The following is a 23634-nucleotide window of genomic DNA, read 5'->3' as shown; positions in this document are numbered from 1 at the left end:
GCCCGACCACCGGTCGTGCTGGGCGGGGTGGCGCCGAGACGCCAGGAGTGAGGCGTATGCCGCTGGGCTCGGTCCGCACGTCGGGCCGCTTCCGCGGTGGTGACCTCACATGCAACTGACAACCACGAATCAAGGAGGACACGGCATGGCCGTCGTCACCATGCGCCAGCTCCTGGAGAGCGGCGTCCACTTCGGGCACCAGACCCGCCGGTGGAACCCGAAGATGAAGCGCTTCATCATGACCGAGCGCAACGGCATCTACATCATCGACCTGCAGCAGTCGCTGACGTACATCAACAACGCGTACGAGTTCGTCAAGGAGACCGTGGCCCACGGCGGCACGATCCTCTTCGTCGGCACCAAGAAGCAGGCCCAGGAGCCGGTGGCCGAGCAGGCGACCCGCGTCGGGATGCCCTACGTCAACCACCGTTGGCTCGGTGGCATGCTCACCAACTTCCAGACGATCTCCAAGCGCCTCACGCGCCTCAAGGAGCTCGAGGAGCTGAACTTCGACGACGTGGCCGGCTCGGGCTACACGAAGAAGGAGCTGCTCATCCTCAAGCGCGAGAAGGACAAGCTCGAGAAGACCCTGGGCGGCATCCGCACGATGAGCAAGGTTCCCTCCGCGGTGTGGATCGTCGACACCAAGAAGGAGCACCTCGCCGTCGACGAGGCGCGCAAGCTCGGACTGCCCGTCATCGCGATCCTCGACACGAACTGCGACCCCGACGAGGTCGACTACAAGATCCCGGGCAACGACGACGCGATCCGCTCCGTCGCCCTGCTGACGCGGGTCATCGCTGACGCCGTTGCCGAGGGCCTCGTCCAGCGGTCCACCGGCCGCTCCGGTGTGGAGGCCGGCGTCGAGGAGCCCCTGGCCGAGTGGGAGCGCGAGCTCTACGCCGAGGCTGCTGTCACCGCGGACGGGGCTGTGGCCACCGACGCTGCCGAGCCTGCCGCCCCCGAGGTGACGCCCGCAGCTGAGGGAGCCACCACGGAGGCTGCCGCCCCCGAGGCTGCCGCTGAGGCTGTCGAGGCTCCGGCCGAGTCGAGCGAGGCGACCGAGGCTCCGGTCGAGACCGCTGAGGCCGCCGCCCCCGAGGCTGCCGCTGAGGCTGTCGAGGCTCCGGCCGAGTCGAGCGAGGCGACCGAGGTTCCGGCCGAGCAGGCCTGAGCCTTCGGCGCGCACCGTTCGAGTCGATTTCCAGTCCCACTGACGAAAAGAGCGAATCAGAGCATGGCGAACTACACCGCCGCTGACATCAAGGCGCTCCGCGAGCAGACCGGCGCGGGCATGTTGGACGTCAAGAAGGCGCTCGACGAGGCTGACGGCGACCGCGCCAAGGCCGTCGAGATCCTCCGGGTCAAGGGCCTCAAGGGCGTCACGAAGCGTGAGGGCCGCTCGGCCTCGAACGGTCTCGTGGCTGCCCGGGCCGGCGACGGCGTCGGCACCCTCGTCGAGGTCAACTGCGAGACGGACTTCGTCGCCAAGGGCGAGAAGTTCATCGCGCTCGCCGATCAGGTCCTCGCGCACGCCGTGGCCAGCAAGGCAGCCGACGCCGAGTCCCTGCTCGCGAGCACGCTCGCGGACGGCAAGACGGTCAAGGAGCTCCTCGACGACGCCAACGCGACGATCGGCGAGAAGATCGAGGTCCGCCGGGTCGCCCGCCTCGAGGGGGAGAAGGTCGTTTCCTACCTCCACAAGACGAGCCCCGACCTGCCCGCGCAGATCGGCGTCCTCGTTGCGCTCGAGGGCGGCGACGAGCAGGTGGCCCGTGACGTCGCGATGCACGTCGCGGCGTTCAGCCCGTCGGTGCTGACGCGCGAGGAGGTCCCGGCCGAGACGGTCGAGAACGAGCGTCGAGTTGCCGAGGCCACCGCCCGTGAGGAGGGCAAGCCCGAGGCTGCCCTCGCCCGGATCGTCGAGGGCCGGGTCGGCGGCTACTTCAAGGAGAACGTCCTGCTCGAGCAGCCGTTCGCCAAGGAGCCGAAGAAGACGGTCGCCAAGGTGCTCGAGGAGGCCGGCGCCACCGCGACCGGTTTCGCGCGCTTCCGCGTCGGCCAGTGAGGTCGTAACCCCAGGCACATCGAAAGAGCAGTTTGCGACACGGTCCATCTGGACCAAGGCCCGCTCGGCCCGTCGCAAACTGCTCTTTCGATGTGGTCCGGCACGTTGGTGCACTCTCTACTACTGGTTGTAGTAGGGATCACAGGCGAAATGGTATCGCGCCATACCCGCGGGGGTATTGGATGGTGACATGACCACCGCAACGAAGAAAACCCTGGTGGTGCTGGGCGCGGGCACGGCCGGAACCATGGTCGCGAACAAGCTCCGCCACCGTCTCCCCAAGACCGACTGGACGATCACGGTTGTCGACAAGACCGATATCCACGACTACCAGCCGGGTTACCTCTTCATCCCGTTCGGGATGAACACGCCCGAGCAGATCCGCAAGACGAAGCACGCGTTCATCGGTGATGGCGTCGACCTCGTCCTCGCCGAGATCGACAAGGTCGATCCCGGGGCCAAGACCGTCGCCCTGACGGACGGGCGGACGCTCTCCTACGACTACCTCGTCGTCGCCTCGGGCACGAGTCCCCGCCCCGACCAGACCCCTGGGATGCTCGGCGACGAATGGCACAAGTCGGTCGGCGAGTTCTACACCTACGACGGCGCCGTCGCCCTGCGCGACCAGATGCGCGCCTTCAAGGGCGGCCGACTCGTCGTGCACATCACCGAGCTGCCGTTCAAGTGCCCGGTGGCTCCGCTCGAGTTCACCTTCCTCGCCGACGACTACCTCCGTGAGCGCGGCTTGCGGGACAAGACGGAGATCGTCTTCGTCACCCCGCTTGACGGCGCCTTCACCAAGCCAGTGGCGAGCAAGGAGCTCGGCCACATCCTCAAGGAGCGCAACGTCACGGTCGAGACGGACTTCATGGTCGAGAGCATCGACCAGGAGCGCAAGGTCCTCATCTCGTACGACGAGCGCGAGGTCCCCTTCGACCAGCTCGTGACCATCCCGCTCAACATGGGCGCGGAGTTCGTGGCGCGGTCCGGCCTCGGGGACGACCTCAACTACGTCCCGGTCGACAAGCACACGATGCAGTCGACGGAGTTCCCCGAGGTCTTCGCCCTCGGCGACGCGAGCAACATCCCGACGTCGAAGGCCGGTTCGGTCGCGCACTTCTCCGTAGAGATCTTCGTCGAGAACTTCATGGAGCTCATCGCCGGCAAGCCGATGACCCACTCCTTCGACGGACACGCCAACTGTTTCGTCGAGTCCGGCGGCGGCAAGGCCCTGCTGCTCGACTTCAACTACGACACGCAGCCGCTCACCGGCACGTTCCCGCTGCCGAAGATCGGCCCGATGACGCTGCTGAAGGAGTCGCGCGCCAACCACCTGGGCAAGCTCGCCTTCCGGCACATCTACTGGAACATGCTGCTCCCCGGCCGCCCGCTCGGCCTTCCCCCCGCCATGTCGATGTCCGGCAAGATCCCGGCCGACGCCTGAGCTCGAAAGGACGTAATTCAAATGCCTACCACCACCATCGCCGGCACCCAGGTCGAGGTCAACGAGGAGGGCTTCCTCAGCAACCCCGCGGACTGGACCCAAGAGCTCGGTGCCGAGTTCGCCCGCCTCATCAACGTCGAGATGACCGACGAGCACTGGAAGCTCGTCACGTTCCTCCGCGAGGACTACAAGGCCATGGGCGAGACCCCGACCCTGCGCCGCGTGAGCACCCAGCTCGGCCTGCCCGTCAAGCAGCTGTTCACGATGTTCCCGGGCAAGCCGGCCAAGAAGATGTCCTACGTCGCCGGTGTCCCGAAGCCCAAGGGCTGCGTGTGAGCCGCAACCCCGGACTGACCACCACACCCAGACACAGCAGGAGCATCCAATGACCGACACGCCCGTCACCGAGGCACCATTCGTCCCGTCCTTCGACGAGCCTGCAGATGGGGGCCGCAAGCTGGCCATCATCTGCAGCAAGGGCACGCTCGACATGGCCTACCCGGGCCTCATCCTCGGCAACTCAGCCTTGGGCGAGGGCATCGAGACCCACCTGTTCTTCACCTTCTGGGGCTTCGACATGATCAACAAGAAGACCCAGAGCAACCTGAAGGCGACGATTCTCGGCAACCCCGCGATGCACATGCCTCAGGGGCTCGGCGGTATCCCGGGCATGACCCACCTCGCCACATCGCAGCTCAAGAAGGCCATCGCCGAGCTCGACATCCCCGAGGTGCCCGACTTCCTCGACCAGATCGTCGCGTCAGGTGGTCACCTGTGGGCGTGCCGACTGTCCGCGGACATGAACCACCTCACTGAGGCGGATCTCCGAGACGACATCGAGGGCATCATCTCGGCGTCGGACTTCATCGAGATGACCGCGGGCGCCCAGCTGCTCTTCATCTGACGGCTGGGTCTGGACGGCCCGGGGCGAGCGCATCCGCCCCGGGCCACTTCCGGTGCCCTGCGGCACCGGAGCCCGCGCCGTTCTTCACATCATCTCCAGACGCCGCGCCCGTCACGTCCCGAAGGGCGCTCGTAGTCTCAGGGGCATGAGCCGAATCCTGGTGGTCGAGGACGACCTGACGATCAACCAGACCGTCACCGACCGGCTGCGCGCCGAGGGGTTCGACGTCGTGCAGGCCCACGACGGGCCCCGAGCCGTGGCGGCGCACGCCACGCACGAGCCCGACCTGGTCGTGCTCGACGTCATGCTGCCGGGCTTCGACGGCCTGGAGGTCTGCCGTCGGATCCAGGCAAGCCGCGCCGTGCCGGTCCTCATGCTGACGGCGCGGGACGACGAGACGGACCTGCCCGTCGGGCTCGCAGTGGGAGCGGACGACTACGTCACCAAGCCGTTCCGGATGCGCGAGCTCGTCGCGCGCGTCCGGGCCCTCCTACGGCGCGTGGAGCGGGCCGGGCAGCTGGTTGCCGGCGACCAGGCCGTCGTCCGGGCCGACGGCGTGTGCGTCGACCGCGCGACCCGGCGAGTCACGGTCGACGCAGTCCCGGTTCACCTCACCCCGCTCGAGTTCGACCTGCTCCTCGTCCTGCTCGAACCGTGCGGCACCGTCCGCTCGAGGGAGGAGCTGATGCGTGAGGTCTGGGGTTGGGCCGACGCGGCCCGGACGAGGACCCTCGACAGCCACGTGAAGTCCCTCCGCGCCAAGATCGGCGCCCACCGGGTGCGCACCGTCCATGGCGTCGGCTACGCGTACGAGGACGGGTCGTGAACCGGGACCGGCCCCTCGACGGCCTGCGCTCCATCAAGGTCAAGCTCGCCGTCCTCGTCGGACTGAGCATCGTGGTGGCCTCGCTCGTGTCGGAGGCAGGTGACCGCGCCGGAGTGCCCGCGTGGCTGACCGTTCCGGTCACGATCGCGGGCTCCCTCGGCGTCGTCCAGTGGCTCGCCCGGGGCATGACCTCGCCGCTCCGTGAGATGACCGCCGCCGCGAACGTCATGGCCACGGGCGGCTACTCGCGGCGGGTGACGGCGACCTCGGCCGACGAGGTGGGTCAGCTGGCGCGGGCGTTCAACACGATGGCGGGCGACCTCGCCACCGCGGACCAGCAGCGCCGACAGCTCGTCGCCATGGTGTCGCACGAGCTGCGCACGCCTCTCACCGCCCAGCGCGGGCTCCTCGAGAACCTCGTCGACGGGGTGGTGTCCCCGGACGATGCGGCGCTCCGGACGGCACTGACGCAGGCCGAGCGGCTCAGTGACCTCGTGTCCGACCTGCTCGACCTGAGCCGGGTGGACGGCGGCCTGAGGACGCTGTCGGTCGAGCGGGTCGACGTCGGGGCGCTGATCGAGCAGGGAGTCGCCGAGGCCCGAGCGGCAGCGGCGGACCAGCGGCGCATCCAGTTCGCGACGGTGCTCGGAAGCCCCCCGCCGCATGCTCCGGACCGAGGACCGTCCACAGCGCTCCTCGTCGACGCCGACCCGGACCGGCTGGCCCAGGTCGTGGCGAACCTCCTCGACAACGCGGTGCGCCACAGCCCGCTGGGCGGCACCGTGCGCATCAGTGCCGGTGTCCTCGACCGCGAGCGGTGGATGCTCGAGGTGGGCGACGAGGGGCCGGGAATCTCCCCGGACCACGCGGAGCACGTCTTCGACCGTTTCGGGTCGTGGCAGGAGTCCGGTGGGGGCACCGGTCTCGGGCTGGCCATCGCCAGCTGGGTCTGCGAGCTGCACGGCGGCAGCATCAGTCTCATCCCTGCCGAGGCCGGAACGACCGGCGCCCGGGTCAGGGCCGTCCTCCCGCTCCGTCCGACGGCGTCCGAGCCCTCCCCGAGTCACCTCACCCCGACACCACGGCCCCTTCCCGTGACCGCAGCTGCCCCTTCACCAGAGGAGACACCCGTGTCCACCCCGTCAGCCGTGCCCACCGCTCCAGCCCCACCGGGCGCACCGGTCCCGTCCTTCGTGGACTCCGTCTTCGGCGACCTCTGGCCCGAGCGCGGGCTCTCAACGCGGCCCGGACTCGTCCTCGGTTCCGTCGGGATCGGCGCCTGGGCCGCCCTCGTCCTGCCGGACCGGAACATCGGTCTCGGACTCCTGCTCGTCCTCCTGCCCGCTGCCGGCCTGATCCTCAGTGGGTCGGTGCGGCTGCGGGACCCGTGGACCATCGCCTCGGCGGTCGTCGGGGTGGGGCTGGCCTCACTTGTCGTGCTCCGGGCAGCCGAATGGCTCACGGTCCTCGCCGTCGGCATCTGCGGGCTGCTCCTCATGACCGCCCTGACCGGAACCCGGGGTGTCGTCCCTGCGGTGGCCGGGTGGAGCTCCTGGGTGCTCGCCGCGGTCCGCGGGCTGCCTCTTCTCGGCCGCACCCTGACCGCCATGTCCTCGGTGTCGTCCCTGTGGCCGGTGGTGCGCACCATCGCCCTCTCGCTCGCCGCCCTCATCGTCTTCGGTGGACTCTTCGCATCCGGCGACGCGGTCTTCGGATCCTGGGCCGAGGCGGTCATCCCCGACGTCGCGGTCGACAGCCTCGTCCTCCGGTTCTTCACCGCGTTCGTCGTGGGCGGGACGGTGCTCGCGGCCTGCTACGTGGCGATCAACCCGCCCCGCGTCGACCGGCTCGCCCTTCCGCGGGCACGGAGCGTGAGCCGCGCGTGGGAGTGGCTCGTGCCCGCCGGGCTCGTCCTGGCAGTCTTCGTGGCGTTCGTCGTCGCGCAGACCGCGGCCATGTGGGGAGGGCACGACTACCTGCGGCGGACCACCGGGCTGACCTACGCGGAGTACGTCCACCAGGGCTTCGGCCAGCTCACGGCCGTCACGTTCCTCACCCTCCTCACCGTCGCCCTCGTCGCACGCAAGGCGCCGCGTGAGACCGCCCGGGAGCACCTGCTCCTGCGTCTCGTCCTCGGAGCCCTGTGCCTGCTGGCGCTCGTCGTCGTCGGGTCGGCTCTCTACCGGATGAACGTCTACCAGCAGGCCTACGGCTTCACCGTCCTGCGCGTGCTCGTCGACGCCTTCGAGCTGTGGATGGGGCTGCTCCTCGTCCTCGTCGTCATCGCCGGCCTCCACCTCTCCGGGTGGTGGATCCCGAGAGCGGCCCTCCTTTCGGGGGCCGCCCTCGTCCTCGCCATCGGCGTGGCCGACCCGGAGGCCTGGGTGGCCCAACGCAACATCGACCGCTTCGCGGCGACCGGCAAGCTCGACGCCGCCTACCTCGCCTCGCTCGGCGCCGACGCCGCCCCGACGATCCGCTCCGGACTGACGCCGGACCTCTCGGCGTGCATCCTCAGCTCGCGCGGTCTGCCCGAGACCGACGACGCCCTCGGCTGGAACCTGGGCCGATCCCGGGCCCGTGCTCTGGGGACCGAGCCCCTCCCCGGCCTGGACCCCGTATCCTGCTCGCTCGCACTGGCCCCGGGGGATGGTCGCTGAGGCAGGATGGGCTCGTGCGCGCCGACATCGCCGAGCTGTTCGAGCTCGACCCTGCCCTGACCCACCTCAACCACGGTGCCTTCGGTGCGGTGCCACGCGTCGTGCGAGAGGCCCAGGACCGGGCCCGTGCGCGGATCGAGTCGGCCCCGATGCGCGCGTTCCGCGACGACCTGCCCGGTGCCATCGCCGCGTCGCGGGAGCGCGCAGCAGACTTCGTCGGGGTGCCCCCCGAGGCGGCCGCCCTCGTCCGGAACGTCTCGGAGGGCGTCGCCGTCGTGCTCCAGTCGCTCGCGGTCGGCCGCGGGGACGACGTGGTCGTGAGCAACCACGGCTACCCCAGGGTGGCGATGGCGGTCCGAGCTCGTGGCGGCTCGGCGCGCGAGGCGACGTTCCACCTCCACGCGTCGACCGCCGACATCGTCGCGGCGTTCACCGAGGCCCTGACCCCCGACACGCGACTCGTCGTCATCGACCAGATCACGTCAGCGACCGCCCTGCTCCTGCCGGTCGCCGAGGTGGCGGCGGCCGTCGCGCCGGTCCCCGTGCTCGTCGACGCAGCCCACGTCCCCGGGGCGCTCCCGGGGCTCGACGTCGAGGCTCTCGGCGTCCACTACTGGGTCGGCAACCTGCACAAGTGGGTCTTCGCCCCTCGCTCGGCCGCCCTACTGTGGGTCGACTCGGCTCGCCGAGCCGACGTCCAGCCGCTCGTCACGTCCTGGAGCCACGGTGAACGGTTCCCGGCCTCCTTCGACCTGCAGGGGACCGTCGACCACTCGGCCTGGCTCGCGCTGCCGGACGGCGTCGACTTCTGGCATCGCCTCGGCGGGTGGCGCAACGTCCAACACAACGCCGACCTCGTCCGCTGGGGGGCCCACCACATCGCGGGCGCGCTCGGCACGACGAGCGAGCCCAGCGGCATACCCTCCGCTCCCTGCATGACCCTCGTCCCGCTCCCTGAGCAGGCGGCAGCGACGCCTGAGGGGGCTGAGGCGCTCTGGCAGCAGCTCTTCGCAGCAGGGTTCATCGTCCCGGCGGTCAGCTTCGCCGGCCGCGGTCATCTGCGTCTGGCCGCCCAGGCGTACAACGACGAGGACGACTACGCCCGCCTCGCCGCGACCCTCGTCTCGCTCGTGGGTCGGGCCTGAGCAGCCGATGCGACCCGGGAGGCCCCCATGTGGAAAGATCGGGCGACCACCGGAACTGCCCACCAGGAGGCTCCGTCATGACCGACGCCCGCAACACACCGTTCAAGAGGGTGCTCCTCAAGCTCTCTGGTGAGGCCTTCGGAGGTGGCGCGGTCGGGTTGGACCCGAGCGTCGTCGCCGGGATCGCGCGACAGATCGCCGATGCCGTCGAGGGTGGGGTGCAGGTCGCGGTCGTCGTCGGCGGAGGCAACTTCTTCCGTGGCGCCGAGCTGCAGCAGCGCGGCATGGACCGCACCCGCGCCGACTACATGGGGATGCTCGGCACGGTCATGAACTGCCTGGCCCTGCAGGACTACCTCGAGAAGGAGGGCGTCGAGACGCGGGTCCAGTCCGCGATCGCCATGCAGCAGGTGGCCGAGCCGTACATCCCGCGCCGCGCCATCCGCCACATGGAGAAGGGCCGGGTCGTGATCTTCGGCGCCGGGGCCGGGATGCCGTTCTTCTCCACCGATACCGTGAGTGCTCAGCGCGCCCTCGAGACGAAGTGTGACGCGCTGCTCATCGCCAAGAACGGCGTCGACGGCGTCTACTCCGCCGACCCCAAGGCGGACCCCACGGCCACGAAGTACGACACGCTCACCTTTGACGAGGGCCTGGCCAACGGACTGCGGATCGTGGACGCCGCAGCGTTCTCGCTGTGCAAGGAGAACAAGCTGCCGATGGTGGTCTTCGGTATGGAAGGCCCCGGAAACATCACACGTGCCCTGCTGGGTGAGAAGATCGGCACGCTGGTCACCAACGGCTGAGCCCGAGCACGCGAGCACCAGACCGACCCAGCTGTGACCCGGACGAGGACGAGGACGAGGAAGCCATGATCGAAGAGACGATGTTCGAGGCCGAGGAGAAGATGGACAAGGCCGTCGAGGTCCTCAAGGAGGACTTCGCGGGCATCCGCACCGGTCGCGCCAACCCGGGCCTGTTCAACAAGCTCCTCGTCAACTACTACGGTGCTCCGACGCCGCTCCAGCAGCTCGCGTCGTTCCAGAACCCGGAGCCGCGCACGATCCTCGTCGTCCCGTTCGACAAGTCGGCGATGCACGAGATCGAGAAGGCCATCCGTGACTCCGATCTCGGCGTCAACCCGGCCAGCGACGGTCACCAGATCCGGTGCGTGATGCCCGAGCTGACCGAGCAGCGCCGCAAGGAGTACATCAAGCTCGCCCACCACAAGGCGGAGGAGGGCCGGGTCTCGATCCGCAACGTCCGCCGCAAGGCCAAGACCGACATCGACCGGCTCGTCAAGGACGGCGACGTCGGGGAGGACGAGGGCGCCCGCGCCGAGAAGGAGCTCGAGGCGCTGACCAAGAAGCACACCGACCTCATCGACTCGCTCGTCAAGCACAAGGAGTCCGAGCTGCTCGAGGTGTGATGGGCGGCGGACACGACCGCCACCCGGGCCCCCTCCTCGACGCCACGCCGGCCGACTCATGAGCACCGTTCGATGACCTCGCGATGACCACCCCACCCGCCGCCGCCGCGCTGCCCGACCCGTCGGCGCCGGCCCAGCCCACCTCACGGGCGGGCCGCGACCTCAAGGCGGCCATCGGTGTCGGGGTCGTGCTCGGCGTCATCATCATCTCGACCCTGCTCGTCAAGAAGGAGTCGTTCCTCGTCGTCGTGGCGATCGCGGTCGCCATCGGCATGTGGGAGCTGCACGTCGCGCTGCGCAACGTCGCCGTCCGTGCGCCCCTCGTGCCCGCTGTGCTCGGTATGGCGGGGATGACCTGGGCGGCATACGTCCACGGCCCGGCCGGACTCGTCACTGCCTGGGTCCTCACCGGGGCGGCCGTGCTGCTCTGGCGGGGGGGCGGCCGCCTCGACGGAGCCGGGCGGGACGTGCTGGGCGGGATCTTCATCGCCACCTACCCGCCGCTCCTCGTCGGCTTCGCCGTCCTCCTGCTCGCCGAGCCCGACGGCGTGGGACGGATGTTCGTCTTCCTCCTCACGGCGGTGAGCAGCGACATCGGCGGCTACGCAGCCGGGGTGTGGCTCGGCAAGCACCCGATCGCCCCCACGATCAGCCCGAAGAAGTCCTGGGAGGGGTTCGCTGGATCGGTGGTCCTGTGCATCGTCGCCGGCTCGCTCACCATCCACTTCTTCCTGGGCCATCCCTGGTGGATCGGCATCGCTCTCGGCGTCGCGGTCGCCATCGCCGCGACGATCGGCGACCTCATGGAGTCCCTCATCAAGCGTGATCTCGGGATCAAGGACATGTCGAGCATCCTCCCCGGGCACGGCGGCATCATGGACCGCCTCGACTCTCTCATCGTCGTCGTGCCCATCGTGTGGGCCGTGCTGTCCCTGCTGGCAGAGCGAGCCGTCTCGTGACGGCAATCCCGTTCGCCCAGACCGGGCGGGTGGCCCTGATCACCGGTACGGGCAGCCCGAGCGGCATCGGTTTCCAGACCGCTCGGATGCTGGGCCGGCTGGGCGCCGAGGTGGCCCTCGCCGCGACGACCGAGCGGGTGCACGAGCGCGTCACCGAGCTGAGAGCCCTCGGCATCACTGCGTCCGGCCACGTCGGCGACCTCACCGATCCCGCTGCCGTCGCTCAGGTCGTCACGGGGTGCCTCGAGAGGCACGGCGGGCTCCATGCCCTCGTCAACAACGCCGGCATGGTGAGCGTCACCGTGCCCGACCTGCTCGGCGGCGACCTGGAGTCCACCGGTCCCGACCGATGGCGCCAGTCCCTCGCGCGGAACCTCGACACCGCCTACCTCGTGACCCGCGCGTGCCTGCCGCACCTGCGCTCCGTCGGCTCGGGGCGGGTCGTCTTCGTCTCCAGCGTCACCGGCGCGGCCATGGCGATGCGCCACGAGGTCGCCTATGCCGCCGGCAAGGCAGCGCTCGTCGGGCTGGCCCGGGCGATCGCGGTCGACGAGGGCCGCCACGGCCTCACCTCGAACGCCGTCGCGCCCGGTTGGATCGCCACGGCGTCCCAGACCGAGGACGAGGCGAGGGAGGGCTGGACGACTCCGGTCGGACGCTCCGGAACCGCCGAGGAGGTCGCCGCAGCGATCGCCTTCCTCACCAGTCCCGAGGCCGGCTACGTCACGGGCCAGGTGCTCGTCGTCGACGGAGGGAACACGATCGCGGAGGAGCGAGCCCTCCGGTCCACCTGACGCCCTTCCCCCGCACGGGCGGCACGGCGGACGAGGAGCCGACCCGGCGGCATCCGGGCTGCGTTTTGACAGCGGCTGAGAGAATGGGGGCACCATGACTGATGACGCCACGCCCGTCTCGCTGCCCGAGCCGACGACCGCGCGCCCTGTCCCGGGCGAGCTCACCTTCCGCGCCCCCCGCCGCGGCAAGCCGCCGCGCCACCTCGCCGACCTGACCCCGGCCGAGCGCAAGGAGGTCGTCGAGTCGCTCGGCCACCAGGGGTTCCGGGCCAGGCAGCTGTCCACGCACTACTTCGAGCGGCTCGTCGACGACCCCGAGCAGATGACCGACCTGCCCAAGGCGGTCCGGGCCGACCTCGTCCGCGACCTGCTGCCGCCCCTCCTCGCGCCGATCGTCCGTCGGCAGGCCGACGACGGCCAGACGATGAAGTACGCCTGGCGGCTCCACGACGGTGCCATCGTCGAGTCGGTGCTCATGCGTTACCCCAACCGCGTCACCATCTGCATCTCCAGCCAGGCCGGCTGCGGGATGAACTGCCCGTTCTGCGCCACCGGCCAGGCCGGACTGACCCGCAACATGTCGACCGCAGAGATCGTCGAGCAGGTCGTCTGGGCCGCCCGGGCCCTGCGAACCGGTGAGCTCGCAGGCGGGCAGGACGGGGACCGGGAGCACCCGCTGCGGGTGAGCAACGTCGTCTTCATGGGCATGGGGGAGGCGCTCGCCAACTACGGTGCGGCGATCGGCGCCATCCGACGGCTCACCGACCCGGCGCCGGACGGACTCGGGATCTCCGCGCGCGGCATCACGATGTCGACCGTCGGACTCGTCCCCGCGATCGACAAGCTGGCGGCCGAGGGCATTCCGGTCACGCTCGCCCTCTCGCTCCATGCGCCCGACGACGAGCTGCGCGACGAGCTGGTCCCGATCAACACGCGTTGGAAGGTCGACGAGGCCATCGACGCGGCCCACCGCTACTACGAGACCACCGGCCGACGGGTCTCCATCGAGTACGCCCTGATCCGCGACATCAACGACCAGGGATGGCGTGCGGACCTGCTCGCCCAGAAGCTCAACCGGCGGGGCCGTGGATGGGTGCACGTCAACCCGATCCCGCTCAACCCGACGCCGGGATCGAAGTGGACGGCCAGCCGGCCGGGGGTGGAGCAGAACTTCGTCGAGCGACTCCGGGCGCACGGCATCCCCACGACGATCCGCGACACGAGGGGCCAGGACATCGACGGTGCGTGCGGCCAGCTCGCCGCCGCCACCGCCTGACCCCCCGCAGGGGCATCCCGTCGACGCAGTTCCGTTCACCGACCGGTCCTGACCGCTCGTCTCGTGTGACGAAGTCGGGGCTGGCCCTCGGCGCAGGAGGCCGGGCAGGGTGGGAGCATGAGCGACGGAGCCAGCCCAGCGGCATACCCCTTGAGCTACCGCACCACGTACGAGGCGAGCCTGACGGACCCCGACGGGTTCTGGGCGGAAGCCGCGAACCTCATCGACTGGGTGACCCCACCGACGCGCATCCTCGACGCCGACAACCCGCCCTTCTACCGCTGGTACCCCGACGGTGAGCTCAACGTCTGTCACAACGCGGTCGACCGGCACGTCGCCGCCGGTCGGGGCGACCAGCCAGCCATCCACTACGACTCCCCGGTGACCGGCACCAAGGAGACCATCACGTATGCCGCTCTGCTGGCTCGCGTCCGAGCCGTGGCCGGCGGCTTGCGCGGGCTCGGCGTCGAGAAGGGTGACCGGGTCGTCATCTACATGCCGATGGTGCCGGAGGCGGTCATCGCCATGCTGGCGTGCGCGCGGATCGGCGCGATCCACTCGGTCGTCTTCGGCGGCTTCGCGCCGCAGGAGCTCGCAGCGCGGATCGACGACGCGGCGCCCAAGGTGATCCTGTCGGCGTCGTGCGGCATCGAGCCGACGCGCGTCGTCACGTACAAGCCGTTCCTCGACGAGGCGATCCACCGCTCGGAGCACAAGCCCGAGGCCTGCGTCATCCTCCAGCGCCCCCAGGAGCGGGCGGAGCTGGGGGAGCGCGACGTGGACTGGGAGGAGTTCGAGTCGGGTGCGGCGGCCCAGGCCGGTGCCGACCCCGTCACGGTGGCGGCGACCGACCCGCTGTACATCCTCTACACCTCCGGCACGACGGGGAAGCCCAAGGGGATCTACCGGGACAGCGGCGGCTACGCGGTCGCCCTGCGCTGGTCGATGGAGAAGCTGTACGACGTCCAGCCGGGCGAGACGATGTTCACCGCGAGCGACGTCGGCTGGGTCGTCGGCCACTCGTACATCGTCTACGGGCCCCTCCTCACCGGCGCGACGACGGTCCTCTACGAGGGCAAGCCGATCGGGACCCCGGACGCGGGGGCGTTCTGGCGGGTCATCTCCGAGTACGACGCCGTCTGCCTCTTCACCGCGCCGACCGCGTTCCGCGCCATCAAGAAGGAGGACGCGTCGGCGTCCCTGGTCAAGGACTACGATCTGTCCCGTTTCCGCACGCTCTACCTCGCAGGTGAGCGCCTCGACCCGGACACGTACGAGTGGGCTTCGGCGGCGCTCGGCGTCCCCGTCATCGACAACTGGTGGCAGACCGAGACCGGGTGGCCCATCGCGTGCAACCCCAAGGGCATCGAGATGCTCCCGATCAAGCCCGGCTCCCCGACCGTGGCCGTGCCGGGCTACGACGTGCAGGTCCTCGACGGTGAGGGCAACCAGATGCCGCCCGGCCAGGAGGGCGCGATCTGCATCAAGCTGCCGATGCCACCGGGCACCCTGCCCACCCTGTGGCAGGACGACGAGCGCTACGTGTCCTCCTACCTGTCCGCCTACCCCGGCTACTACCTGACCGGCGACGGCGGCTACTGCGACGACGACGGCTATCTCTTCGTCATGGGCCGGACCGACGACGTGCTCAACGTCGCCGGCCACCGCCTGTCCACCGGCTCCATCGAGGCCGCCCTCGCTGGGCACGAGGCCGTGGCGGAGTGCGCGGTGATCGGCGTGCACGACGAGCTCAAGGGCCAGGTCCCTCGCGCGCTCGTCGTGCTCAAGAGCGGGATCGACGGGGACGCCGAGGGCGAGCGAATCCGGCGGGAGCTCGTCGCGCGCGTCCGCAGCGAGGTGGGAGCGGTGGCTGCCCTGCACCAGGTCGACATCGTGCCGGGCCTGCCGAAGACGCGCTCCGGCAAGATCCTGCGCAAGACCATGCGCGAGATCGCCGACGGAGGGTCGCCGGCCGTGCCCGCGACCATCGAGGACGCAAGCGTCCTCGAGCAGCTCGGTCCGGTCCTGCGGGGGACGTAGTCGGCCCGTGCAGGACCGGGCCGTCAGCGCTCGTGCTGGCCGGTCGGCTCGTAGACGCAGGTGGGGTCGGATGCCAGGACGTTGCCGGTCACGGCGTAGGCGTGCGAACGGCTGCCCCCGCACACGTCGCGGAACTCGCACACCCCGCACTTGCCCTCGAACTGCGCGGGCTCGCGCAGGGAGCGCAGCATCGGGCTCGTCTGGTAGATGTCGCGGAAGCCGGTCTCCTTGACGTTGCCGCACTGGTGGGGGAGGAAGCCGCTCGGGTAGACGTCGCCGAGGTGGTCGATGAAGGCGAACCCCCGGCCGGAGTTGACCTCGATGGGTGGGCGCGGTCGCCGGATGGCCGTATGCCGCTGGGCTCGCAACCCCTCCACGGCGTCGGTCAGCTGTTGGTGGAGCTCACCGACGGCGGGTGCGTCGGAGGGGTGTGCGCCGACGAGGGGCAGTCCCTCGGCTGTCGCTTCGGCGCTCGCTCTGGCGCGCTGGATCGCGACCCGGCGGTAGTGCGGTGCCTCGGTCGTCTTGATCGCGACGAGGTCGGACACGTCGTGGAGCCAATGGAGGACGTCCTCGACCTGCTGCGGGTCGAGCGGCCGGAGCATCTCGCCGCGACCGGTCGGGACGAGGAAGAAGACGCTCCAGAGCGAGGCGCCGAGGTCGATCACGGTGCGCAGCAGGTCCGGCAGCTCGTGGACGTTGGCCTGGGTCACCGTGGAGTTGATCTGGAGCCGGAAGCCGGCATCGCGGACGTCCTGCGCGGCCCGCAGCGTCGCGTCGAAGACGCCGGGAACGCCGCGGAACGCGTCGTGGGTGGCGGCGGTGTTCCCGTCGAGCGAGAGCGAGAGGGCGCCGGCCCCGGCGGCGCGCAGCTCGGCGAGGACCTCCGGCGTCAGCCGTGGGGTGACCGAGGGAGACAGGGCCATGTGCAGGCCGATGGACGAACCGTGCCGGACGAGCTCGGCCAGGTCAGGGCGCTCGAAGGGGTCACCACCGGTCAGCACGACGATGGGGTATGGCGCGCCCCACGCTGCGATGTCGTCGAGCAGGGTCCGCCCCTGCTCGGTCGTCAGCTCGTGCGGGTTGCGTCGGTGCTGCGCGTCCGCGCGGCAGTGCAGGCAGACGAGCGCGCAGGCGCGCGTGACCTCCCAGATGACGATCATCGGGCGGTCCTCGGGTGCGTGGCGCAGGCGACGGACGGCGGCGCGCTCCGTGACCGTCGTCATGCGCCGACTGCGCTGGTCGAGGTGGGGTTGCTGACGGGGGTGGCGGCCGTCGGCGGTGGGGAGGCCCGCAGCGAGAGGGCTGCGGCTGCGGCCTCACCGGAGGCGATGCACGACGCGAGGCCGAGCCCGTCATAGCCGGATCCGGCGAGGACGATGCCCGGCAGGGCGTGGCTCACCTCGTCGCGGAGCGCGGTCAGCCTGGCGGTGTGACCGACCCGAAGCTGCGGCAGCCCGTCCGACCAGCGCTGGACGTGCAGGACCTGGGGCTGCGCCTCGACGCCGGCAACGGTGCGGTAGTCGTCGACCAGCTGCGTGACGAGCTCGTCGTCGGACAGCTCCTCGATGCGGTTGTCGCCACTGCGGCCGGCGGACAGGCGGACGAGGCTCAGCTCGTCGTCGGCGAACTGCGGCCACTTGCGGGACAGGTGCGTCGCGGCCTTGAGCAGCAGGCCCGCGGTGGAGGGCAGTAGCACTCCCGTCCCGGCGAAGACGCGCAGGTCCTTGGTGGCCGACGGCTCGTATCCGAGGACCACGGTGGCGACCTTGGCGACCTCGGCCCTCTCGAGGATGCTCTCCGCCCGCCGGCTGTGTGGGGCGAGCAGGGGAGCGGCGGCGGCAGCGGGCACGGCCAGGACGATGCCGTCTGCCTCGATCCGCTCGGCGGAGCCGGTGCCTCCGGTCAGCTGGGTCACCTCGAGCGTGTAGCCCGAGGCAGAGCGGATGATGCGGTCGACGCGGCATCCGAGGCGCACCGCGACCGGGAGGCCCACGAGGATGGCCTCGGTCAGGGTCCCGAGGCCGCCGGGCCACGAGGCGAACATCGGCAGCGGCGCGCCCCCTGCGGGCGCGGGCGGGGCCGGGCGACGGCGCACGATGGAGCGGCGGTGGGTGGCCGCGTCGACGAGTGCTGGGGCGCACGCGCGGAGGCTGAGCCGGTGGACGTCGCCGGCGTGGAGGCTGCCGAGGAGCGGGTCGATGAAGCGCTGCGTCACCTCGGGGCCGAACCGGGAGGAGACGAACTCGCCGACCGAGATGTCCTCGTCATCGGCGAGCCCGGGGCGTAGCCGCGCGACCAGCGGCTCCAGGCCGGCGCGACCGAGGCCGCGGACGCTCATGACGCCACTCGTCACGACGGGACGCAGCCGGGTCGGCCCGCTGGGCGTCACCCCGGCCGGCAGCGCCCGGAGGCCGCGGCCGGTCCAGAGCCAGCTCTGGCCGGGGCGGCTGCCGAGGACGGTGCCGGAGAGCCCGAGCTCCTCGACGAGGCTGCGCGCGACAGGGGACCCGAGGTGAATCGCCTCTGCACCCACGTCGACCCGGCGGGTGCCGAGGTCCACGGTGTGGACCTGGCCGCCGAGCCGGTTGGCGGCCTCGAGCAGAGTCACGTCATGGCCGGCTTGTGCGAGCCGGCGTGCTGCGACCAGACCGGTGATCCCACCTCCCACGACGACGACGCGTTGCGGACGGTCTGGTTCGGTCATGTCCTCACCCTCGATCAGGAAGTCGATACTACGAATCGTAGTACCGGAATCGGCCGTAGTAATAATCGACGAAACTCCGCCCTAGCCGGTCGCGACGACCAACTGGGCGCACACCTCATCCACCCCGTCGACCAGGTGGAGCGCCTCGGCCATCCGACGTCCGGCCGCCAGCTGCTGCAGCGCGGGCCACACGGGAACCGTCTCCGTCCAGTGCTGCCGACCCACCAGGACCAGCGGGGGCAGCGGCTGGTCGGCCGGGGCGTAGTAGAGCGGGGTGGCCGCCTGGAAGATCTCCTGCACGGTCCCGGCAGCGCCCGGCAGCACGACGATGCCGCCCTTGCTCCGCGCCAGGAGGCCGTCCTCGCGGATGGCGTTGGAGAAGTACTTCGCCACGACGTCGCAGAAGACGTTGGGCGGTTCATGGCCGTAGAACCACGTCGGGATGCCCAAGGACCGGGCCGTCGGACCGAGCGTCTCTGCGGGCAGGGTGGGTTCGTGCCTCCGGTCGCCGACCTCGTCGGCGACCTCGCCACCCATCTCGTCACCCATCTCGTCACCCATCTCGTCACGGGGGAGGTCTTCGAAGAGGTCCCCGAAGACGTCCCGGAGGATGTCTCGGCGCACCTCCATGGCCACCCGAGCCCACGCGGTGATGTCCGGTCGGAACGACGGCACGGTCGCCAGGCGGGCGAGGGAATCGGGCAGGGCGGCACTCTCGGAGACGAACGCACCGAGGTTGGCCGCCTCCATGGCTCCCGGGCCGCCACCCGTGACGACGACGTGTCCCGCCTCGGCGAGACGTCGGCCCAAACCCGCCGCTTCGGCATACTCGAGGGTCCCGCGCAGCAACGCGTGACCGCCCATCACGCCGACGCACGACCGACCCTCGACGAACTCGTCGAGGTCGTCGGTGACCGAGTCGTCGTGGATCGCCCGGACGAGCGTCGCGTAGGCGTCGGTGCGCAGTCTGGCGTCGATCGACCACGCGTAGGCCTGCGCGTCAGGGGTGGCGGCGTACCCCTTCTCGAGACCCGCGTAGAGGTCCTCGGGGTAGTACAGGCCGCGCCAGGGGTCGATCGGCGCATCGGACACCTGGGGAAAGCGGATGGCGCCACCGCGGTGCAGCACCTCGGCGACGTCCGGGGGCACGATGCCACCGAGCACCACGAGGCCGGTCAGGTCGCCGTGAGCGCCCAGTGGCACGGCGTAGTCCGAGAGGTCGAGGTTCTGCAGGCGCAGCCCGTGCAGGCTGCCACCCTCGTCGAGATGCTCGTCGAGGGCGTCCAGGGTCTCGATCTCCATGTCGCCATGATGCCGGTCGGCGCGGTGTGCTCGGTCCGCTTCGGTCCGCTTCGCTCGGCTTTGCTGCGGAAACCCGCGATCTGGACCGGTGCGGCACCGTCGGGCTGCCTTTGGCAGGATCGGCGCGTGCTGGGTGTCCTCGAGGGCTTCGCGACCATCTCGGTGATTGTCGCCGTCGGCTGGCTGCTCGCCCACCTGCGGGTCCTCGACGACTCCGCGCAGGTGAACCTCTCGCGCCTCGCCTTCTACGCGGCGTCGCCGGCGCTGCTGCTGACGGTCATGCAGCGGACACCGCTCGACGCCGTCGTGTCGCGCAACCTGCTCACGTCGGTGACGAGCTTCGTGGTCATCGCCGTCGTCTACGTCCTGCTGGCGCGCCTGCGGTGGCCGGGGCAGGGGATGGGCTCACAGCTCATCGGCAGCCTCTCCGCGGGCTATGTCAACGCCGGCAACCTCGGCATCCCGATCGCGCTCTACGTGCTCGGCGACGTCGCCTGGGTGGCCCCCACCTTGCTGATGCAGCTGCTGCTCATCACCCCGGTGTACATGGCGCTCTTCGACAGCGACGCCCGTGGTGAGCGGCCGAGGCTGCTCCGCAGCCTCCGGCGGATGTTCAGCAACCCGATCACCATCGGGGCCATCGCGGGCCTGCTCATTGCCGTCCTCGACATCGACCTGCCCCGCGTCGTCAGCGACCCCATCGCGCTGCTCGGCAACATGGCGGTGCCCTCGATGCTGGTCGCCTTCGGCATCTCCCTGCGCCGCGGTCCGCTGCCGGCGGCCGGGGCCTCGGCACGTCACGTCTGGACCATCGTCGGCCTCAAGGTCCTGGCCATGCCGGCCGTCGCCCTGGGCGTCGGGCTCGCGCTCGGGCTGCGGGACCAGGCGCTCTTCGCCGTCGTCGTCACGGCCGCCCTGCCGACGGCGCAGAACATCTTCACGTACGCGGTCCGCTACCGCCGGGAGGTCACCCTGGCCCGGGACGCGATCTTCATCAGCACCTTTGCGGCCGTGCCGGTCATCATCGCGATCGCGGGTCTGTTCCACGCCGTCGCCGGCATCTGAACCCGTCCCCTCGCAACACACCCGCTTACCGCGTGATGGTTCTGGTTGCAGCCGGCACGAGCAGACGGTAAGCGGGTGTGTTACGTGGCGAGGGATCAGAAGTCTCCGAAGCCGCCGAAGTCGCCGCCGCCGAAGTCGCCGCCCCCGAAGTCGCCGCCGCCGAAGCCGCCTCCTGCGTCTCCGCCCGCATCCCCGCCGAGGTCCCCGCCACCGGCGTCCCCACCCGTGTCTCCTCCAGCGTCACCACCGTCGCCGCCGAGGTCTCCACCGGAGTCGCCCGCTTCCGTCGCCTCGGGAGAACCGTCGTAGCCGCCGAGCATCGCATCCGCGATGGCCGAGCCGACCACGAACCCGGCGATGGTCCCGAGCATCGAGCCGGCGAACATACCGCCCATCCCCATGCCCCCCCGTCCTCCGCCGAAGGCCCCTTGGAGATAGCCCGGCTGGCGCATCTCGGCGCGGGTGGCGCTGCGGGCCAGGTCCGCGGGCTGGTCGCTGCGGGGACGCTCCGCCTCGGGCAGGTCCTCGGTGAGGCGCTGGAGCACCATCTGCCGTTGTTCTGGCGACAGCTGTCCGAACGCCTCGGCGTGGACCTTCTCGATGTCCTCTGGAGGGGCGGTGCGCAGCAGGTAGCGGTAGCGCGCGATGGCCCGCTCGTCCTCGCTCGACGCGCCACCCCTCGGGGTGGGCACGTCATAGGGGCGGCCAGTCGGAGGGGCCGGCTGGTGCTGCTGCTGGAGGGGCTCACGCCCGAGCAGTCGATCGAGGAATCCCATGTCCACTCCCACGTGTCGGCGACGTCGTCAGTCCTGTCAACGACGGCCGTACCCAGATGGGTTCCGCACCCCACGCCGGGGAACACACCCGGTTGTCGCGCGCCTGGGCCGCCCATAGGCGGTACCGGCAGTCGCTATCCGGGTGTGTTGCGGAGGAAGGCGGCGTGCGGGAGCCAGCCCAGCGGCATACGGAATGGGTCGTATGCCGCTGGGCTCGCTCGCCCGCCCACCGCGAGTCCCGTGGCGGCCGGGTCAGAGGTGGTCCTCGGCCTCCGTCAGGACGGAGCGCAGCCGGGACTCGATGTCGTCGAACTGCTCCTGCCCCATGATCAGCGGCGGGGCGAGCTGGATGACGGGATCGCCCCGGTCGTCCGCCCGGCAGTACAGGCCGGCGTCGAAGAGCGCCTTGGAGAGGAAGCCGCGCAGCAGCCGCTCGGACTCGGCGTCGTCGAAGGTCTCGCGGGTCGCCTTGTCCTTGACCAGCTCGATCCCGTAGAAGTACCCGGCACCCCGGACGTCGCCGACGAGGGGCAGGTCGAGGAGCTTGTCGAGCGTGGCCTTGAAGGCGGGCGCGTTGTCCTTGACGTGCTGGTTCAGCCCCTCGCGCTCGAAGATGTCGAGGTTGGCGAGGGCCACCGCAGCAGAGACCGGGTGCCCGCCGAAGGTGTAGCCGTGCGGGAAGTAGGTCGTGCCCTTCTTGTACGGCTCGAAGAGCCGGTCGCTCGCGATCATCGCGCCGATGGGGGAGTAGCCGCTCGTCATCCCCTTCGCGCAGGTGATGATGTCCGGCTGGAAGCCGAAGTCGATGCTCGCGAACATCGAGCCGATGCGCCCGAACGACGTGATGACCTCGTCGGCGACGAGGAGGACGTCGTACTCGTCGCAGATCTCGCGGACCCGGTCGAAGTACCCCGCCGGCGGCGGGAAGCAGCCGCCGGAGTTCTGGACCGGCTCGAGGAACACCGCGGCGACCGTGTCAGGGCCCTCGAACTCGATCGCCTCGGCGATCCGGTCCGCGGCCCACCGACCGAAGGCCTTCTCGTCGTCGCGCAGGTGCTGCGGGGCGCGGTACTGGTTGGTGTTGGGGACCTTGAAGGCGCCGGGCACGAGCGGCTCGAACATCTCCTTGGCGCCGGGGATCCCGGTGATGGACAACGCGCCCTGCGGGGTGCCGTGGTAGGCGACGTTGCGCGAGATGACCTTGTGCTTGGTCGGCTTCCCCGTCAACTTGAAGAACTGCTTCGCCAGCTTCCACGCGGACTCGACCGCCTCGCCGCCTCCGGTGGTGAAGAAGACCCGGTTGAGGTCGCCCGGGGCGTAGCCGGCGAGGCGCTCGGCCAGCTCGATGGCCTTGGGGTGGGCGTAGGACCAGAGCGGGAAGAAGGCGAGCTCACGGGCCTGTTTCGCCGCTGCCTCAGCCAGTTCCTCACGCCCGTGGCCCACCTGGACGACGAAGAGCCCGGCGAGGGCGTCGATGTACTCGTTGCCGCGGTCGTCCCAGATCGTCCACCCCCGGCCCTTGGTGATGATCGGAACGGCGTGGCCCAGGCCGCCGGACCCCGGGTCCTCGAACACCGAGTGGCGGGTGAAGTGCATCCAGAGGTGGTCGCGGGCCGCGTCGGACAGGAGCGTGCCGGCCGGCGTCCGCCGGTCCGACGAGGGCTCCCAGACGTCGTTCGGGTTGAGTGTCATCGTGTACCCCAGTTGTAGAGCTGCTTGTTCAGCTTCAGGTAGACGAACGTCTCCGTGGCGACGACGTTCGGGAGGGCTCGGATCCGCTTGGTGAGCAGCTCGAGGAGGTGGTCGTCGTCCTCGCAGACGACCTCGGCGAGGATGTCGAAGCTGCCCGCCGTCGTGACGACGTAGTCGACCTCCTCCATGGTCGTCAGGGCGTCGGCGACCTCGGTCATGTCGCCGGACACCCGCAGACCGATCATCGCGGAGCGGAGGAAGCCGACCTGGAGCGGGTCGGTGACGGCGACGATCTGCATGACACCCGCGTCGAGCAGGCGCTGGACCCGCTGGCGCACGGCAGCCTCGGAGAGGCCCACCTCGGTGGCGATCGACGCATAGGACTTGCGCCCGTCGTGCTGAAGCTGCTCGATGATCGCCTTGGACACGGCATCGAGGTTGGCGCTCTGCTTCGTGGGCATGGCTTGATCTTGACGGGTGGATCACGCGGTTGGCAAGGCAGGCGACAACTGATTCCGAAGATTGATTGACGCATCTATTCCGAATC

The 23634-nt window shown here is 70.3% G+C and carries 21 protein-coding genes; 15 read left to right on the top strand and 6 right to left on the bottom strand.

The features are described 5' to 3' along the window. Positions 1 to 145 precede the first annotated feature (145 nt). The 14 genes from rpsB (at position 146) to INTCA_RS11470 (ending at position 15545) form a co-directional block, all read left to right on the top strand. A complete protein-coding gene (rpsB, locus tag INTCA_RS11535) occupies positions 146 to 1174 on the top strand; it encodes a 30S ribosomal protein S2 (protein ID WP_013493099.1) in 1029 nt (342 codons plus the stop codon). Positions 1175 to 1237: 63 nt separating this feature from the next. Continuing rightward, positions 1238 to 2068 (top strand): translation elongation factor Ts, encoded by an 831-nt coding sequence (tsf, locus tag INTCA_RS11530; protein WP_013493098.1) that lies wholly within the window; start codon positions 1238 to 1240, stop codon positions 2066 to 2068. Positions 2069 to 2258: 190 nt separating this feature from the next. Then, complete coding sequence (gene sqr, locus INTCA_RS11525; protein WP_013493097.1) at positions 2259 to 3512, top strand: type III sulfide quinone reductase, selenoprotein subtype; 1254 nt, start codon at positions 2259 to 2261, stop codon at positions 3510 to 3512. A 21-nt stretch (positions 3513 to 3533) separates the two neighbouring features. Further along, on the top strand, positions 3534 to 3848 hold the full coding sequence (locus INTCA_RS11520) for a TusE/DsrC/DsvC family sulfur relay protein (RefSeq protein WP_013493096.1): 315 nt from the start codon (positions 3534 to 3536) through the stop codon (positions 3846 to 3848). A 49-nt stretch (positions 3849 to 3897) separates the two neighbouring features. Beyond that, on the top strand, positions 3898 to 4416 hold the full coding sequence (locus INTCA_RS11515; protein ID WP_013493095.1) for a DsrE/DsrF/DrsH-like family protein: 519 nt from the start codon (positions 3898 to 3900) through the stop codon (positions 4414 to 4416). A gap of 145 nt (positions 4417 to 4561) precedes the next feature. Beyond that, the gene (locus INTCA_RS11510; protein WP_013493094.1) at positions 4562 to 5242 is read left to right on the top strand and encodes a response regulator transcription factor; all 681 of its coding nucleotides are present in this window, start codon (positions 4562 to 4564) and stop codon (positions 5240 to 5242) included. Beyond that, positions 5239 to 7902 carry a DUF4153 domain-containing protein gene (locus INTCA_RS11505; RefSeq protein WP_013493093.1) on the top strand — a complete coding sequence of 888 codons (2664 nt, stop codon included), beginning with the start codon at positions 5239 to 5241 and terminating at the stop codon, positions 7900 to 7902. The genes INTCA_RS11510 and INTCA_RS11505 overlap by 4 nt, the downstream gene beginning before the upstream one ends. Positions 7903 to 7916: 14 nt before the next feature. Next, positions 7917 to 9047 carry an aminotransferase class V-fold PLP-dependent enzyme gene (locus tag INTCA_RS11500; protein WP_013493092.1) on the top strand — a complete coding sequence of 377 codons (1131 nt, stop codon included), beginning with the start codon at positions 7917 to 7919 and terminating at the stop codon, positions 9045 to 9047. Positions 9048 to 9124: 77 nt separating this feature from the next. Next, positions 9125 to 9853, top strand: coding sequence for a UMP kinase (pyrH, locus tag INTCA_RS11495; protein WP_013493091.1), 729 nt, complete (start codon positions 9125 to 9127; stop codon positions 9851 to 9853). A 65-nt stretch (positions 9854 to 9918) separates the two neighbouring features. Further along, positions 9919 to 10476 carry a ribosome recycling factor gene (frr, locus tag INTCA_RS11490; RefSeq protein WP_013493090.1) on the top strand — a complete coding sequence of 186 codons (558 nt, stop codon included), beginning with the start codon at positions 9919 to 9921 and terminating at the stop codon, positions 10474 to 10476. An 83-nt stretch (positions 10477 to 10559) separates the two neighbouring features. After that, positions 10560 to 11435 carry a phosphatidate cytidylyltransferase gene (locus tag INTCA_RS11485; RefSeq protein ID WP_013493089.1) on the top strand — a complete coding sequence of 292 codons (876 nt, stop codon included), beginning with the start codon at positions 10560 to 10562 and terminating at the stop codon, positions 11433 to 11435. Continuing rightward, complete coding sequence (locus INTCA_RS11480; protein ID WP_013493088.1) at positions 11432 to 12229, top strand: SDR family NAD(P)-dependent oxidoreductase; 798 nt, start codon at positions 11432 to 11434, stop codon at positions 12227 to 12229. The genes INTCA_RS11485 and INTCA_RS11480 overlap by 4 nt, the downstream gene beginning before the upstream one ends. Positions 12230 to 12323: 94 nt before the next feature. Next, on the top strand, positions 12324 to 13505 hold the full coding sequence (gene rlmN / locus INTCA_RS11475; RefSeq protein WP_013493087.1) for a dual-specificity RNA methyltransferase RlmN: 1182 nt from the start codon (positions 12324 to 12326) through the stop codon (positions 13503 to 13505). A gap of 117 nt (positions 13506 to 13622) precedes the next feature. Continuing rightward, complete coding sequence (locus INTCA_RS11470) at positions 13623 to 15545, top strand: acetate--CoA ligase (protein WP_013493086.1); 1923 nt, start codon at positions 13623 to 13625, stop codon at positions 15543 to 15545. A gap of 23 nt (positions 15546 to 15568) precedes the next feature. On the opposite strand, the gene INTCA_RS11465 is transcribed toward INTCA_RS11470, so the two are convergent. Genes INTCA_RS11465 through INTCA_RS11455 form a run of 3 tightly spaced genes read right to left on the bottom strand, consistent with a single transcriptional unit; the run spans position 15569 to position 19554 of the window. After that, positions 15569 to 16771 (bottom strand): TIGR04053 family radical SAM/SPASM domain-containing protein, encoded by a 1203-nt coding sequence (locus INTCA_RS11465; RefSeq protein WP_013493085.1) that lies wholly within the window; start codon positions 16769 to 16771, stop codon positions 15569 to 15571. Then, positions 16768 to 18279: a protoporphyrinogen oxidase gene (hemG, locus tag INTCA_RS11460; protein WP_280513537.1), complete on the bottom strand. Its 1512-nt coding sequence runs from the start codon at positions 18277 to 18279 to the stop codon at positions 16768 to 16770. Before hemG ends, INTCA_RS11465 begins: the two co-directional genes overlap by 4 nt. Positions 18280 to 18333: 54 nt before the next feature. Then, a complete protein-coding gene (locus tag INTCA_RS11455; protein WP_013493083.1) occupies positions 18334 to 19554 on the bottom strand; it encodes an SLOG cluster 4 domain-containing protein in 1221 nt (406 codons plus the stop codon). Between the two features lie 126 nt (positions 19555 to 19680). Here INTCA_RS11455 and INTCA_RS11450 point away from each other — a divergent pair, with 126 nt between their 5' ends. Continuing rightward, a complete protein-coding gene (locus INTCA_RS11450; protein ID WP_013493082.1) occupies positions 19681 to 20619 on the top strand; it encodes an AEC family transporter in 939 nt (312 codons plus the stop codon). A gap of 95 nt (positions 20620 to 20714) precedes the next feature. On the opposite strand, the gene INTCA_RS11445 is transcribed toward INTCA_RS11450, so the two are convergent. From INTCA_RS11445 to INTCA_RS11435, 3 genes are all read right to left on the bottom strand, one after another. After that, positions 20715 to 21395, bottom strand: a complete 681-nt coding sequence (locus tag INTCA_RS11445) for a hypothetical protein (protein ID WP_013493081.1) — start codon at positions 21393 to 21395, stop codon at positions 20715 to 20717. Between the two features lie 252 nt (positions 21396 to 21647). Then, on the bottom strand, positions 21648 to 23087 hold the full coding sequence (locus INTCA_RS11440; RefSeq protein ID WP_013493080.1) for an aspartate aminotransferase family protein: 1440 nt from the start codon (positions 23085 to 23087) through the stop codon (positions 21648 to 21650). Next, positions 23084 to 23548 carry an Lrp/AsnC family transcriptional regulator gene (locus INTCA_RS11435; RefSeq protein WP_013493079.1) on the bottom strand — a complete coding sequence of 155 codons (465 nt, stop codon included), beginning with the start codon at positions 23546 to 23548 and terminating at the stop codon, positions 23084 to 23086. Before INTCA_RS11435 ends, INTCA_RS11440 begins: the two co-directional genes overlap by 4 nt. Between the last annotated feature and the right edge of the window lie 86 nt (positions 23549 to 23634).

This window comes from Intrasporangium calvum DSM 43043 (assembly GCF_000184685.1).
In the GTDB taxonomy this organism is placed as follows: Bacteria; Actinomycetota; Actinomycetes; order Actinomycetales; family Dermatophilaceae; genus Intrasporangium; species Intrasporangium calvum.
This window is presented reverse-complemented; position numbering and strand designations above follow the sequence as displayed.

Bases quoted from the DNA above. Each gene is read 5' to 3' on its own strand.
- rpsB (WP_013493099.1), top strand. From the start codon at position 146: ATGGCCGTCGTCACCATGCGCCAGCTCCTGGAGAGCGGCGTCCACTTC.
- tsf (WP_013493098.1), top strand. From the start codon at position 1,238: ATGGCGAACTACACCGCCGCTGACATCAAGGCGCTCCGCGAGCAGACC.
- sqr (WP_013493097.1), top strand. From the start codon at position 2,259: ATGACCACCGCAACGAAGAAAACCCTGGTGGTGCTGGGCGCGGGCACG.
- INTCA_RS11520 (WP_013493096.1), top strand. From the start codon at position 3,534: ATGCCTACCACCACCATCGCCGGCACCCAGGTCGAGGTCAACGAGGAG.
- INTCA_RS11515 (WP_013493095.1), top strand. From the start codon at position 3,898: ATGACCGACACGCCCGTCACCGAGGCACCATTCGTCCCGTCCTTCGAC.
- INTCA_RS11510 (WP_013493094.1), top strand. From the start codon at position 4,562: ATGAGCCGAATCCTGGTGGTCGAGGACGACCTGACGATCAACCAGACC.
- pyrH (WP_013493091.1), top strand. From the start codon at position 9,125: ATGACCGACGCCCGCAACACACCGTTCAAGAGGGTGCTCCTCAAGCTC.
- frr (WP_013493090.1), top strand. From the start codon at position 9,919: ATGATCGAAGAGACGATGTTCGAGGCCGAGGAGAAGATGGACAAGGCC.
- INTCA_RS11485 (WP_013493089.1), top strand. From the start codon at position 10,560: ATGACCACCCCACCCGCCGCCGCCGCGCTGCCCGACCCGTCGGCGCCG.
- rlmN (WP_013493087.1), top strand. From the start codon at position 12,324: ATGACTGATGACGCCACGCCCGTCTCGCTGCCCGAGCCGACGACCGCG.
- INTCA_RS11470 (WP_013493086.1), top strand. From the start codon at position 13,623: ATGAGCGACGGAGCCAGCCCAGCGGCATACCCCTTGAGCTACCGCACC.
- INTCA_RS11465 (WP_013493085.1), bottom strand. From the start codon at position 16,771: ATGACGACGGTCACGGAGCGCGCCGCCGTCCGTCGCCTGCGCCACGCA.
- INTCA_RS11455 (WP_013493083.1), bottom strand. From the start codon at position 19,554: ATGGAGATCGAGACCCTGGACGCCCTCGACGAGCATCTCGACGAGGGT.
- INTCA_RS11445 (WP_013493081.1), bottom strand. From the start codon at position 21,395: ATGGGATTCCTCGATCGACTGCTCGGGCGTGAGCCCCTCCAGCAGCAG.
- INTCA_RS11440 (WP_013493080.1), bottom strand. From the start codon at position 23,087: ATGACACTCAACCCGAACGACGTCTGGGAGCCCTCGTCGGACCGGCGG.
- INTCA_RS11435 (WP_013493079.1), bottom strand. From the start codon at position 23,548: ATGCCCACGAAGCAGAGCGCCAACCTCGATGCCGTGTCCAAGGCGATC.